The organism is Flavobacterium sp., assembly GCF_043773265.1.
GTDB lineage: Bacteria > Bacteroidota > Bacteroidia > Flavobacteriales > Flavobacteriaceae > Flavobacterium.
In genome coordinates, this window is record NZ_JAYVFH010000217.1 from 1 (window position 1) to 12950 (window position 12950).

Here is a 12950-nt window from a genome sequence, read left to right on the forward strand (position 1 = left end):
ACAACGAGCAATTGAAACTGGAACAACTATTCAAAAGTACATTTTTGATAATTTAAATATTTCTATTGAGGATCAATTTGTAATTTTAAAAAATGAGCGACCTTCTTATTCGAATATAATGCAAGTACTTTTAGGTTCTGTGGCTTATGTTTTTGCAACCACAATTTTAGTTTTAGTTTATTTTGTTTTTTTATTGTACTATAGAAATCACATCAAAATTTTTTTGATTAAAATAACTAAAACCAACCAACGCGAAGAAATGCAACAAGTTATTCATAGTGCTACGTGTATCTCACAACAATATCTTTTGGGACTATCAAAAATGATTTTTCTGTTGTGGATTATGTATGGAATTGGTTTTAGTATTATTGGAGTTGAGAACGCTATTTTCTTTGCCATTCTATGTGGTTTATTAGAAATTGTTCCTTATATTGGTAACATTACTGGAACAATATTAACTATTTTATTTGCTGTAATACATGGAGGAAATCCATCATTAATTGGAGGAATCATCATTACTTATGGCATTGTGCAACTCATTCAAGGATGGGTTTTAGAACCACTAATTCTTGGTCCACAAGTAAAAATAAATCCGCTTTTTACAATAATAGTCTTGGTATTAGGTCAATTACTTTGGGGAATTCCTGGAGTTATTTTAGCAATTCCACTAACTGCAATGTTTAAGATTGTTTGTGATCATATTGAACCTTTAAAACCTTATGGATTTTTGATTGGAGATATTGAAACTTCAAAAAATAAATCATTAATTTTAAAGAAAAATAAATTTAAAATTTAAAAAATAAAATGAAATGATAACAGATTATAAAATCCCAACCGAAACTAGAATTGGACATGTTCATCTAAAAGTTTCCAATTTGCAACGTTCACTCGAATTTTATTGCGATTTATTAGGATTCGAAATTACAACAATGTATGGAACTGAAGCGGCGTTTATTTCTGCTGGCGGTTATCATCATCACATTGGATTGAATACTTGGTACAGTAAAAATTTTCCTCTGGCGCATGAAAAAGGTGTTGGATTGTTTCACACAGCGATTTTATATCCTACTCGTAAAGATTTGGCTACTATTTATGATAGAATTATTAAAGCCGATTATCCTTTTTCTGGAGCTGCAGATCACGGCGTTTCTCAAGCTTTGTACTTAAATGATCCAGATAATAATGGCGTCGAATTGTATTGGGATAGACCAAAAGAAGAATGGAATTATAATGAAGATGGTACAATTGTAATGTTTACCGAAGTGCTAGATATGAATGATTTATTGAAGGAATTGGATTAAATAATTAATCCTCATATGCCTCAACCAAACCAGTTTTCCATTGAATTTCGTCGTAATAAAAATCTAATAACACTAGATTTCCTTTTTTTCTAATAGAAACTTTTCCAATTACTTTTGCTTCATTACCTGAAATTGTAAGTAAATCACCATTTACAAATAATTTCTTAGTATACATATCGTATATTTTCAAAGCAATTTCATCCTTAATGGCTTTTTTAGAATTGAAAGTACTAACAATAATAGTTTCTTTATTGTTTTTTACTATTAATTCCATACCATTATAACCATATTTATAGGTTGTTGCTGGTTTTTTTTGGGAAAAAACCAACTGGCTTGCCATCAATAGCGAGATGATTGTAGGTTTAAGCATTTAGAGTAAATTGGGCTAACTTTTTTGCTAAAATATTAAAAATGTCGAATAAATTTTACAAATTCTTTGAAAATTTCAAAATTATTTATTCACAATTAATATTCATTTGTTATTAACTCTAAATATTTGATAATATTGTGTTACAGCTATTCATATTTTAATTAGCATAAAACTCGCCAAAATGCCACAAAACTCCTGACGGATCGTGAACAAAACATTCTTTTCCCCAATCAAGTTCTTTGACAGGTACAATTTTTACAGTTTCATATTTAGAAGGAAGTTCTAATTTTATTAATTCATCATAAAATTCTTGCACATTTTCTACTTCCATAAAAACCATTGTATTGTCTATCCAATCTTTTACGAAAGCATTTTGTAAATAAAATCCCAAACCATTGCTATCAAAATAACTCATACTAGAAGATAAAACACTTTCTTGAAATCCTAAATCATTATAAAAGTTTCGTGATATTTCATAGTTTTTTGCTCCTATGAATGGTCGTATTGATTTTGGTTTGTGGTTCATTTTTTGGTTTTTTTAATCTTTAATTCTATTTTTTAAATCCATTCCAGAATGTAAAATTCTAATTATTTCAATTTCATTTAAGTTTAAAATTCTATAGAATATTAGATGTTGACCAGATTTATATCCGAAAATTTCTTTTTTAATTTCAGTATAATTTTTTCCTAAATTTGTATTTTTTGATAACTCATTACAATCGTTTAATAATTAAAAATAATACTTATCAGCTTGACTTTCTGACCAAACTTCAAATATATAATCCCAAATCTTAGATAAATCTTCAATTGCTTTTTTGGTCAAAAAATAATTACACATTTCTTTTTTGTTCTTTTAAGAATTCAAGATGTTTTTTTGGATTAAAATCTTTTACAATTCCACTTTCAATTCCTTCATTTATTGCTTTTTTTAGGGCAATTATTTTATTTTCTTCTTCCTCTAACAATCTTAAACCAGCTCTAATAACTTCACTTGCATTTTTAAATCTGCCTTTTGAAACAGTATTATCTACAAAGCTTTCAAAATAATTTCCTAAAGAAACAGATGTATTTCGTCCCATAATTTTATATTTTTTGTAAAGTTACCAATATTAGGTAATTTAAAATTATTTTTATTAAATTTTTTTCTTTAAAAAAATCCGTCAAAAAACGGATTTAAAAATTTTAAGAAAAAGCAACTACTAATAATAAGTATAACGTCTTACTTTAGCAATATACTTCGCCAAGCGAATTACTTGATGACTGTAACCATATTCGTTATCATACCAAACATATAAAACTATATTTTTTCCATCGCCAGAAACTATTGTGGCGTTACTGTCATAAATTGCTGGCGCAGAAGTTCCTACAATGTCAGACGAAACCAATTCGTTATTTAAAGAATATTTTATTTGCTCAACAAGTTCACCTTCAAGAGCATAGTGTTTCATAATGGTATTTATTTCTTCAATGGAAGTAGCTTTAGAAACTTCTAAATTTAAAACTACAAGCGAGCCATTTGGAACAGGAACACGAATAGCATTAGAAGTTAATTTTCCAGCAAGACTTGGCAAAGCTTTGGCAACAGCACTTCCTGCGCCAGTTTCTGTAATTACCATATTCAATGCTGCAGCTCTTCCACGACGGTATTTTTTGTGCATATTGTCAACCAAATTTTGATCGTTGGTGTACGCGTGAATCGTTTCTAAATGTCCTTTTACAACGCCAAGTGAATCTTCTACAACTTTTAAAATAGGAGTAATGGCATTGGTTGTGCAAGATGCTGCCGAAAAAATAGATACTTCATCTGGATTAAATTCATCATGATTCACACCATAAACAATATTCGGAATTCCTTTTCCTGGCGCAGTTAATAATACTTTTTCAATTCCTTTAGAAACCAAATGGCGTTGCAAAGCTTCTTCGGTTGTAAAAGCACCAGTGTTGTCAATTACCAACGCATTTTCAATTCCGTAAGCGGTGTAATCTATTTCTTCTGGCGAATTTGCAGAAATAATATGAACTGTAGTTCCGTTGATTATCAAAGCTTTATTTTCAACATCAGCTGTAACTGAACCTTCAAAATCACCATGAATAGAATCGTAACGCAATAAAGATGCTCTTTTTTCTAATGTTGAAGCATCATTTTTATCACGAGTTACAATGGCACGAAGCCGAAGTTGTTGTCCTTTTCCTATTTTGCTCATCATTTCACGAGCCAATAATCTTCCAATTCTACCAAATCCGTAAAGAACTACATCTTTGGGTTCTATATTTTTAGACGATTTTGCATTTTTTAATTTATCAATTACAAAAGCTCTGGCATCGTGGTATTTATTGTCTTCAAGATGGTATTCGTAAGTTAGTTTTCCGATATCAATTCGCGATGGTGGTAAATCTAAATTTAAAATAGCGCGAGCAATTTCAACCGAATCGAAAACGTTTATTGGTTTTTGAACAAATTCGCCTGCATATTCGTGCAAGTTGATAATATCGCTAACGTTTCTATCAATTAATTGATTTCTAAAAAGTACTAATTCTATGGATTTGTCGTACCATAAATCGCTAATCATTTTGATAAACTCCACTCCAGCTTTGCGTCGGTCAGCTTGAAAGGATAGTTCTTTTTCGTATAAAGTGTTGTTATTCATTAGAGAGTTGGAGTTAATTTGCTTTAATTTTTGCAAAAGTAATCAACTATAACGTTTTCGTGAAATTATTTCTAACTTTTTTTAAGATTTGTTTAATAATTCAAATTCACACCAAATCCAATTCCCATATCACTATCATAATGAGTTCGAACACTTAAATTTCTTTTAATAATATATCTCAAATCTGCCATATATTCTTTATCTGTATTCCACATCAAACTCATTCGCAATCGTTTAGAAACCGGAATATCCATTCGTTCAAATTGTAATCTGAAATTTCCATCGGTAAAAACTTCGGCTTGCGCTTTGATTAACATTGGCATTGTATATTCTAAACCAGCGCTAAAAACAGAACGAATATCTTTGGTACTTTCTTGACCGAAAAGATTTTTTTCCACTTCGGCATCTTCCATTTTTCGGTAACGCCAATCGAATCCTATAAATGGCATCCACCATTGCATTTTTCCGAGATATCTTCCAATGTGTGTTTCAGTTTCATAACCGTGATGATTGTTATAACCCAAACGCCATTCGGTTCCAATGCTCCAACGTGTACTTCCAAACATTATCATTCCGTCATTTCCGTTGGTGGCAAAATCGTTTTCTGCCATAAAATGAAATTTTCGGTCTTCGCCAAATAATTTTCGCTGTGCCAATTTTGGATTTGTAATTAATGGATTTGCAGCTTGATTTTCATACGTAAAAACGCGTCCCATTCCAGCCATCATGTGATATAAAATGTGACAATGAAAAAACCAATCGCCTTCTGCATTGGCATTAAATTCGATTACATCAGTTTCCATTGGCATGATATCTATGATGTTTTTGAGTGGTGCATAATCGCCTTGACCATTCAAAACTCTAAAATCATGACCGTGTAAATGCATTGGATGACGCATCATTGAACCATTGTACAAGGTAATTCTAACATTTTCACCTTTTTTAATTAAGATTTTATCGGTTTCAGAAACTACTTTGTTGTCTAAACTCCAAACGTAACGATTCATATTTCCAGACAATTCAAATCGTAATTCCTTTACTGGTGCATCTTTTGGAAGATTGGTTTTGAAAGGCGATTTTAACATTGAATAATTTAAAGTTACAATATCTAGAAGTTCCTTGCTGTTGTATTGTTCTTCAGTCATTTGCATTTTGCCTATTGCAATTTGGTTTTTTTCTTTCACTTCGCCAGTAATCTCAGGATACATCACCACATTCATATCCATTTGATTGTAGGACATTTTCATTCCCATATCGTCCAAATCGCCATTCATTTTCATCATAGAATTCATCATTTTCATTCCTTCAAAATATTTTAATTTTGGAAGTGGCGAAGTCAATTGTTTAATTCCTTCTCCAATATATAATGATGCCGATTTGGTTCTATCTTCGGATGTTACCAAAAATTCGTAGGAAGTATTGTCTTCTGGAATTTCTACAATTACATCATAAGTTTCAGAAACGGCAATGAGCAATCTATCGACTTCAACAGGTTCAACATCGTTTCCATCGCTTGCTACCACAGTAATTTTTCCACCAGCATAAGTTAACCAAAAATAACTTGATGCGCCACCATTTGAAATTCGTAATCTAATTTTATCCTGACGGTTAAAACCGTCAGCTATAGATTCATTTTTTCCATTTATTAGAAATTTTTCGTAATAAATATCACTAACATCCATTGCGTTCATTCTTTTCCATTCGTTGGCAATTTTGGTTTTAAAATGTCCAGCTCGAATGGCTTCGGCGTAACTTTGTGTAGTTCCTTTTTTTATAGCAAACCAATCGGTTGCATTGTGTAACATTCTGTGAATATTGTTCGGATTTATATCACTCCATTCGCTTAAAATTACAGGAATCGTTGGTAAATCGTCAATGCCTTCGCGGAATTTTTCATCTTCTGGTTTTTTATTTAAAATCATCGAACCATACATTCCAATTTGCTCTTGTAAACCCGAATGGCTGTGATACCAATGCGTTCCATTTTGAATTATTGGAAAAGAATATTTGTGAGTTGTACCAGGTTCAATAGGCATTTGTGTTAAGTACGGAACACCATCTTCTTTGTTGGGCAACATCAATCCATGCCAATGCAATGAAGTGCTTTCTTTTAATTCGTTGTGGACATAAATTTCGGCAATATCACCTTCGGTAAAGGTTAAGGTTGGCATCGGAATTTGTCCGTTTACTGCAATGGCGCGTTTTGGTTTGTTGCCAACTGTTACAATTGTGTCGCGAACATATAAATCATAACGTATTGTTTTTGAAATAGTTTTGGGTTTTAATTTAGTTACAGAAACTGATTTTTTTATGGGTAAATCGGTAGTTTCTTTTTTAGTTTGAGGAACTTCTTTCTTGGTTTCAGAAATTACTTTTTTAGTTGTAATTGGTTTTTTTACAACTGCTTTTTTTGGGATTTTTGATTTTTCTTTGACCAAAGTCATTCCACAAATAGGACAATTCCCTGGTTTACTTAAATGAATTTGTGGATGCATTATACAAGTATAAAACGTTTGTTTTGAATTGTTTTGTGCTTCTACAAAATGATTAATTGAAAATAGAAATACTATAATTAATAATTTGAAATTCATTACATTATTTTTTTTGAAAGAAATTATCATCAATTTATTTAAAATAATTTTATAAAAATTGATGATAATTTTATAAAATAATAATTAATTCGGATTAACTTTTGAAATAAAATTTAGTTAAGTTTCACTACTTTTTTTTAACCAAATCCATTCCGCATTTAGGGCATTTACCTGGTTTATTGCTGGTGACTTCTGGGTGCATAGGACAACTATAATTCATAACTGCCATTTTTTTTGTTTTCTTAATTTCCATTTTTTTCATTTTATCGTTGCACATTTTTCCACTCATTTCCATACAATCTCCGTTTTTCATTTGCATTTTTGTACCATCTTTCATCATGCATTCGCCATTTTTCATTACAATTGTACCATTTTTCATAGTCATGTCTTTGTCCATTGACATGGTTTTACCATCTTTCATCACCATCATTTTACCATCTTTCATCATACAATGATCTTTCATCTTTGTAGTTTTCTTTTTAGTTTGAGCATTTGCATTAAGTGAAATTACCATTACAAACAGCATTAAAAACGCTACTGTTTTACTCGAAATTAATCTTAAATTTTTCATAATAAATGTATTTATTTTTCCACAGTTCCGCTGTTGATCGGTCTTCAGTCTTGCTGTTGCCCAATTTATAGTTGTCAAATTTTTAAATTTCGTAAACGCAAGGCATTTACAATTACAGAAACAGAGCTAAAGCTCATTGCCAAAGCCGCAATCATGGGCGAAAGCAATATTCCGAAAAACGGAAATAAAACGCCAGCAGCAATTGGAACTCCCAAAATATTATAGAAAAATGCAAAAAATAAATTTTGTTTAATGTTTCGCATTACAGCGTGACTTAATTTTTTTGCTTTTACAATGCCTTGTAAATCGCCTTTTACTAAAGTTATTTTTGCAGATTCTATTGCAACATCTGTTCCTGTTCCCATTGCGATGCCAATATCGGCTTGCGCCAAAGCTGGTGCATCATTTATTCCATCGCCAGCCATTGCTATAATTTTGCCTTGTGCTTGTAATTTTTTTATTTCATTTAGTTTATCTTCTGGTAATGCACTAGCAATAAATGAACTCAATCCAAGCTCTGCGGCTACAGATTTTGCAGTGTTTTCATTGTCGCCAGTAATCATCACAACTTCAACACCTTGGCGCACTAATTCTTTAATGGCTTCTTTACTTGTTTCTTTTATTTTGTCTGTGATGGCTATAAAACCAACTCCAACGCCATCAATAGCAATATAAGAAACCGTTTTTCCCAATTTTTGTTCGGCAATTATTTTGTTTTCTAAATCATCAGAAACAGTTGCTTTTACTTGTTCCATTAGTTTTTTATTTCCTAATGCTACTTTTTTATTGGTTACAGTTCCAACAACTCCTTTTCCTCCAACAGCTTCAAAATCTTTAACTTCTATTAATGAAAAGGTTTTTGTTTTAGCAAAATTTACGACAGCTTGCGCCAATGGATGTTCACTATATTGATTTAAAGAAGCGATGTTTTGCAATAAATTATCTTCTTCATTATTAACCGAATATATTTTTTCAACGGATGGTTTTCCTTCGGTAATTGTTCCTGTTTTATCTGTAATTAAAACATTTACTTTATTCATATTTTCTAAAGCTTCGGCATTTTTTATTAAAACACCCAATTGCGCACCTTTTCCAACGCCAACCATTACCGACATTGGTGTTGCCAAACCCAAAGCACAAGGACAAGCAATAATTAAAACGGCAATGGCATTTATAAATCCGTAAACTAATGCTGGTTCTGGTCCAAATTTTGCCCAAACAAAAAAGGTAATTACCGAAATAATGACTACAATTGGAACAAAATATTTGGCAATACTATCGGCAAGTTTTTGAATTGGTGCTTTCGATCTGCTAGCATCGTTTACCATTTTTACAATTTGCGAAAGCAAAGTTTCCGATCCTACTTTTTCGGCAATCATTACAAACGATTTGTTTCCGTTTATGGTTCCAGCAATCACATTATCATCCATTTTTTTGTCAACAGGAATGGGTTCTCCAGTTATCATTGCTTCGTCAATACTGCTTTCTCCATCGGTTATTTTTCCGTCAACCGGAATTTTATCTCCTGGTTTTACTCGCAATAAATCGCCTTTTTTGATATCGTGAATAGATATTATTTTGTCCTTTCCATCAATAACTAAAGTGGCTTCGGTTGGCGCCAATTTTAATAATTCTTTAATTGCACCACTGGTTTGGCTGTGTGCTCTGGCTTCTAATAATTGTCCTAATAATACCAAAGTCAAAATTACAGTTGTGGCTTCAAAGTAGAGTGAAACAGAACCATTATGATTTTTAAATTCTGTTGGAAAATGCGTTGGAAAAAATAATCCGACTAAACTAAAAATGAAAGCAATACCAGCACCGATTCCGATAAGGGTAAACATATTTAAATTCCAAGTAATTATGGATTTATAGGCACGAACAAAGAACATCCAACACGCATAAAACACTACAGGAAGTGATAAAAAAAGTTGAACCCAATTGGAATAAATTGCCGGAAGTATTTTGTGCAATGGATTATTTGGTATCATTTCCATCATTGCAATAATAAAAATAGGAACTGTAAAAGCAGTAGCTATTTTCATTTTAAACAATAAATCTTTATATGTTTTCTGTTCTTCGGAATCGCTAGGATTCATTGGTACTAAATCCATTCCGCATATCGGACATGAGCCAGAATGGTCTTGGATAATTTCTGGATGCATTGGGCACGTAAACAACGTTTTGGTATTATTTAGTTCGTGTACTTTTTCTAAAGCCATACCGCAAACTGGGCAATCTCCAGCTTTGTCATAGTTTTTGTCGCCTTCGCAATGCATTGGGCAATGGTACTTTACGTCTAAATTGTTATCTAAAGAAAGTGCAGTTTTATCGTTTTTGGGTTCTGAATTTGAAGATTTCTTTTTAGAATTTTCTACAATTTTTTCATTGTAATCGGTAATCTGATAGTTGCCAATCGCTGAAAGTACTTCTTGGAATTTAGCAGTTGGAATGTGTTTTTCCATTGTAATTGTTGCACTGTTTGTTTCCAAAAAAACGCTTGCTTCAATATCTTCAATGGTGTTTAAAGCTTTTTCAACTTTAGACTTGCAACCATTACAACTCATTCCGGTAATTGTATATTTATGTGGCATTGGTTTATAGAATTAAAATCAACTTCACAAGTAAGTATTGTAAAGTTGATTTATTGATTAAGCGAGATAAAAAAACTTATTCAGCTACATTTTCTGCAACTTCTTCTGTTAAAGGCATTCCACATTTAGAACATTTGTCGTTCAATTTTCCTTGAACTTCTGGATGCATTGGGCAAGCATACATTTTTTCTGCCATCATTTTTTTAGAAGAACCATCGTTCATCATTGTCGAATCGTTTTCCATCATTTCTGAATTAGTTGTTATTTCTGAATTAGTTGTTGTGACTTCTTTAGTTTTTTGGGTACACGAAAACAATGTAAAAATGCTAATTGTAGCAATTAAAAATACTTTTTTCATTTTGATAATTTTTAAATTGATTATTTATAGTAATGTTACAAATTATTATTATTTAACTAGTTACATTAATTTTAATTATAGTTATATAATTCACTGCTATAACTATTTAATTATTACTATAGGTTTCCTATAATAAAGTATCATTGATCTAAAATATGGGTTGTTTATCGTTTTGTGTTTTTTGAAAGTTCAAACACTTTCAATTTTGCACAATTACATCTCTATGATATAATAAATTAGTTTGTTTTTAGTATCTGCCAAAGCGAAAAAAAACTATTAGAAATTAAAAAGAAATCTAATTGTTGAAAAATGTTATGAGAAGAATCTTTATTTTCAACTCTAAAATAAAATCACATAATTAATTATTACTAGTTAATGATTTAACTTTTTAAAATAAGAGAATAAAAAAACCATCCAGTATTAATATTTTGGATGGTTTAAAACTTTCTGATATTTAATTTATTATATAATAATTCGCATTACTTGACCATTTTTAGTCATTAATTGAACACTTGTTCCTTGATTTTCATCTTTACTCTCAATTATTCTTGAAACTGTTTCTATATCTATTGCTTTTTCACCATCAATATTTAGAATTACACTTCCTTCAAGTTCGTCTTTATAAGGTTGTAATCTTTCGTTGGTAACTTCTTTAATTTTTACACCATAGTCAATCCTGAAATTTTTCTTATCAGAAGCTGAAATATTTTCTAATTCCAATCCTTTAAAATCGGTGTTAACAATGTCGTTTTTAGTTAATATTACTGGAACAACTTTTGTTTCTCCATCTCTTGTAAAAGTTACATTTATTTTGTCATTTGGACGTTTCGTATTAATAAATCCGGATAATTCGGAAAAGGTTGAAATTTTTTGATTGTCTAATTTTTTAATAATATCGCCTTTTTTTAATCCGGCTTTTTCAGCACCAGAATTTTTATTAACTTTATTTATATAAAAACCTTCACTATCTTTTATTCCTAACTCTTTGGATGCATTACCTGTCAATTCACCACCTTCAACACCAAGAATTCCTCTTTGAACATTTCCAAATTCCATAATATCTTCTATGATTTTTCTAGTGATATTACTTGGAACAGCAAACGAATAACCAACATAAGAACCAGTTTGAGATGAAATCATAGTATTAATTCCAATCAATTCACCTCGAGTATTTACTAATGCTCCACCAGAATTTCCAGGATTTACAGCAGCATCTGTTTGAATAAACGATTGAATTCCTTTTGTATCAAGATTTCTAGCTTTGGCAGAAACAATTCCTGCAGTAACAGTTGAAGTTAAATTATATGGATTTCCAACAGCCAAAACCCATTCGCCAACTTTTACTTGATCAGAATCGGCAAATGTTGAATACTGTAATTTTTTATCGGCATCAATTTTCAACAAAGCAATATCCATCTTAGAATCGGTTCCAATTAACCTTGCTTTGTAAACTTTGTTGTTGTTTAAAGTAACTTCTAGTTCTTTGGCATCCTTGATTACATGGTTGTTTGTAACAATATAACCATCTTCAGAAATTATTACTCCAGAACCAGTTCCAATTTGTTCTTGTTGTTGTCCGCCACCACGAGAACCATAGAAAAATTCCATAATTGGATTGTATACCGTTCTTGTAGAAACATTTTTTACGTGTACAACTGTGTGAACTGCATTTTCGGCAGCCGATGTAAAATCAATATTTTCTGCACCTAAACCAACTGTTTTGTTATAAGAATTTGGTGCTTGGGTAACAATTGAATTACCATTTAAATCTTTTTCAATAAATAATTTATAAGCGCCAAGTGTCATTGTACCGCTTAGTAAAGAAACTAAAAATAAACTCGATACTCTTTTCATAATATAAAATTGTTTTAAATAATATAACATCAAAATTAGTGTTTTATTATTTTTAAAAAAATGCTTTAACGCTCGTTTAACAATCTTTAACTTATCATTAATATTTGTAACTTTGCGAAGCACGAAGCAATCTCAATAAAATTTATTATATTTAATTTAAACGTGAAACTCAAATTTTACAAATATCAAGGAACTGGAAACGACTTTGTGATGATTGATAATCGTCTTGATGTTTTTCCTAAAGAAAATATTGAACTTATTGAAAAACTCTGCAATAGACGTTTTGGTGTTGGAGCTGACGGATTAATTTTATTAGAAAATCATATTGAATTTGATTTTAAAATGGTTTATTATAACTCTGATGGAAATGAAAGCTCAATGTGCGGCAATGGCGGAAGATGTTTGGTTGCTTTTGCAAAAAGTTTAAATATTATTTCAACTAAAGCAGTTTTTATTGCAACTGATGGTTTGCATCACGCAACAATTTTAGAAAATAAAAATGTATCCTTGCAAATGAAAGATGTTGATGATGTAAAAATAGAAAGTGATTATGTTTTCTTAAATACTGGTTCGCCACATCATGTTACATTAATTGAAGATTTAGAAAATTATGATGTAAAAACTAATGGAGCTAAAATTAGAAATTCAGATTTGTATGGAAAA

Annotated in this window: 12 protein-coding genes and 1 pseudogene; 3 read left to right on the forward strand and 10 right to left on the reverse strand. The window is 30.8% G+C overall.

Translation table 11 applies throughout. The features are described from left to right. Both ACH2BO_RS11495 and ACH2BO_RS11500 read left to right on the forward strand, forming a co-directional pair. Positions 1–796: AI-2E family transporter (locus ACH2BO_RS11495; protein WP_395044886.1), on the forward strand; the 796-nt coding region annotated here is incomplete at its 5' end. Positions 797–809: 13 nt separating this feature from the next. Further along, entirely contained in the window at positions 810–1301 is a 492-nt protein-coding gene (locus tag ACH2BO_RS11500) for a VOC family protein (RefSeq protein WP_395044887.1), read from the forward strand. A gap of 4 nt (positions 1302–1305) precedes the next feature. On the opposite strand, the gene ACH2BO_RS11505 is transcribed toward ACH2BO_RS11500, so the two are convergent. The 10 genes and pseudogenes from ACH2BO_RS11505 to ACH2BO_RS11550 all read right to left on the reverse strand — a co-directional run bounded on the left by ACH2BO_RS11505 (position 1306) and on the right by ACH2BO_RS11550 (position 12287). Beyond that, positions 1306–1671, reverse strand: coding sequence for a hypothetical protein (locus ACH2BO_RS11505; RefSeq protein WP_395044888.1), 366 nt, complete (start codon positions 1669–1671; stop codon positions 1306–1308). A 157-nt stretch (positions 1672–1828) separates the two neighbouring features. Further along, the gene (locus ACH2BO_RS11510) at positions 1829–2197 is read right to left on the reverse strand and encodes a glyoxalase (protein ID WP_395044889.1); all 369 of its coding nucleotides are present in this window, start codon (positions 2195–2197) and stop codon (positions 1829–1831) included. A gap of 12 nt (positions 2198–2209) precedes the next feature. Continuing rightward, positions 2210–2383, reverse strand: a pseudogene (locus ACH2BO_RS11515) (type II toxin-antitoxin system RelE/ParE family toxin); the annotation flags it as partial. Between the two features lie 118 nt (positions 2384–2501). After that, on the reverse strand, positions 2502–2750 hold the full coding sequence (locus tag ACH2BO_RS11520; protein WP_395044890.1) for a type II toxin-antitoxin system ParD family antitoxin: 249 nt from the start codon (positions 2748–2750) through the stop codon (positions 2502–2504). A gap of 120 nt (positions 2751–2870) precedes the next feature. Continuing rightward, positions 2871–4319 (reverse strand): glyceraldehyde-3-phosphate dehydrogenase, encoded by a 1449-nt coding sequence (locus tag ACH2BO_RS11525; RefSeq protein WP_395044891.1) that lies wholly within the window; start codon positions 4317–4319, stop codon positions 2871–2873. A 92-nt stretch (positions 4320–4411) separates the two neighbouring features. Next, a complete protein-coding gene (locus ACH2BO_RS11530) occupies positions 4412–6910 on the reverse strand; it encodes a multicopper oxidase domain-containing protein (RefSeq protein ID WP_395044892.1) in 2499 nt (832 codons plus the stop codon). Between the two features lie 127 nt (positions 6911–7037). Beyond that, complete coding sequence (locus ACH2BO_RS11535) at positions 7038–7481, reverse strand: DUF6799 domain-containing protein (protein ID WP_395044893.1); 444 nt, start codon at positions 7479–7481, stop codon at positions 7038–7040. 74 nt (positions 7482–7555) lie between these two features. Further along, complete coding sequence (locus ACH2BO_RS11540) at positions 7556–10075, reverse strand: heavy metal translocating P-type ATPase (protein ID WP_395044894.1); 2520 nt, start codon at positions 10073–10075, stop codon at positions 7556–7558. Between the two features lie 76 nt (positions 10076–10151). After that, positions 10152–10433, reverse strand: a complete 282-nt coding sequence (locus ACH2BO_RS11545; RefSeq protein ID WP_395044895.1) for a heavy metal-binding domain-containing protein — start codon at positions 10431–10433, stop codon at positions 10152–10154. 462 nt (positions 10434–10895) lie between these two features. Continuing rightward, a complete protein-coding gene (locus ACH2BO_RS11550) occupies positions 10896–12287 on the reverse strand; it encodes a S1C family serine protease (protein WP_395044896.1) in 1392 nt (463 codons plus the stop codon). Between the two features lie 162 nt (positions 12288–12449). Here ACH2BO_RS11550 and dapF point away from each other — a divergent pair. Then, on the forward strand, positions 12450–12950 hold a 501-nt coding region (dapF, locus tag ACH2BO_RS11555), incomplete at its 3' end, for a diaminopimelate epimerase (protein WP_395044897.1).

Coding starts and splice junctions, on each gene's coding strand:
- ACH2BO_RS11540 (WP_395044894.1), bottom strand. CDS start 10,075: ATGCCACATAAATATACAATTACCGGAATGAGTTGTAATGGTTGCAAG.
- ACH2BO_RS11535 (WP_395044893.1), bottom strand. CDS start 7,481: ATGAAAAATTTAAGATTAATTTCGAGTAAAACAGTAGCGTTTTTAATG.
- ACH2BO_RS11550 (WP_395044896.1), bottom strand. CDS start 12,287: ATGAAAAGAGTATCGAGTTTATTTTTAGTTTCTTTACTAAGCGGTACA.
- ACH2BO_RS11530 (WP_395044892.1), bottom strand. CDS start 6,910: ATGAATTTCAAATTATTAATTATAGTATTTCTATTTTCAATTAATCAT.
- ACH2BO_RS11500 (WP_395044887.1), top strand. CDS start 810: ATGATAACAGATTATAAAATCCCAACCGAAACTAGAATTGGACATGTT.
- ACH2BO_RS11545 (WP_395044895.1), bottom strand. CDS start 10,433: ATGAAAAAAGTATTTTTAATTGCTACAATTAGCATTTTTACATTGTTT.
- ACH2BO_RS11505 (WP_395044888.1), bottom strand. CDS start 1,671: ATGCTTAAACCTACAATCATCTCGCTATTGATGGCAAGCCAGTTGGTT.
- ACH2BO_RS11510 (WP_395044889.1), bottom strand. CDS start 2,197: ATGAACCACAAACCAAAATCAATACGACCATTCATAGGAGCAAAAAAC.
- ACH2BO_RS11520 (WP_395044890.1), bottom strand. CDS start 2,750: ATGGGACGAAATACATCTGTTTCTTTAGGAAATTATTTTGAAAGCTTT.
- ACH2BO_RS11525 (WP_395044891.1), bottom strand. CDS start 4,319: ATGAATAACAACACTTTATACGAAAAAGAACTATCCTTTCAAGCTGAC.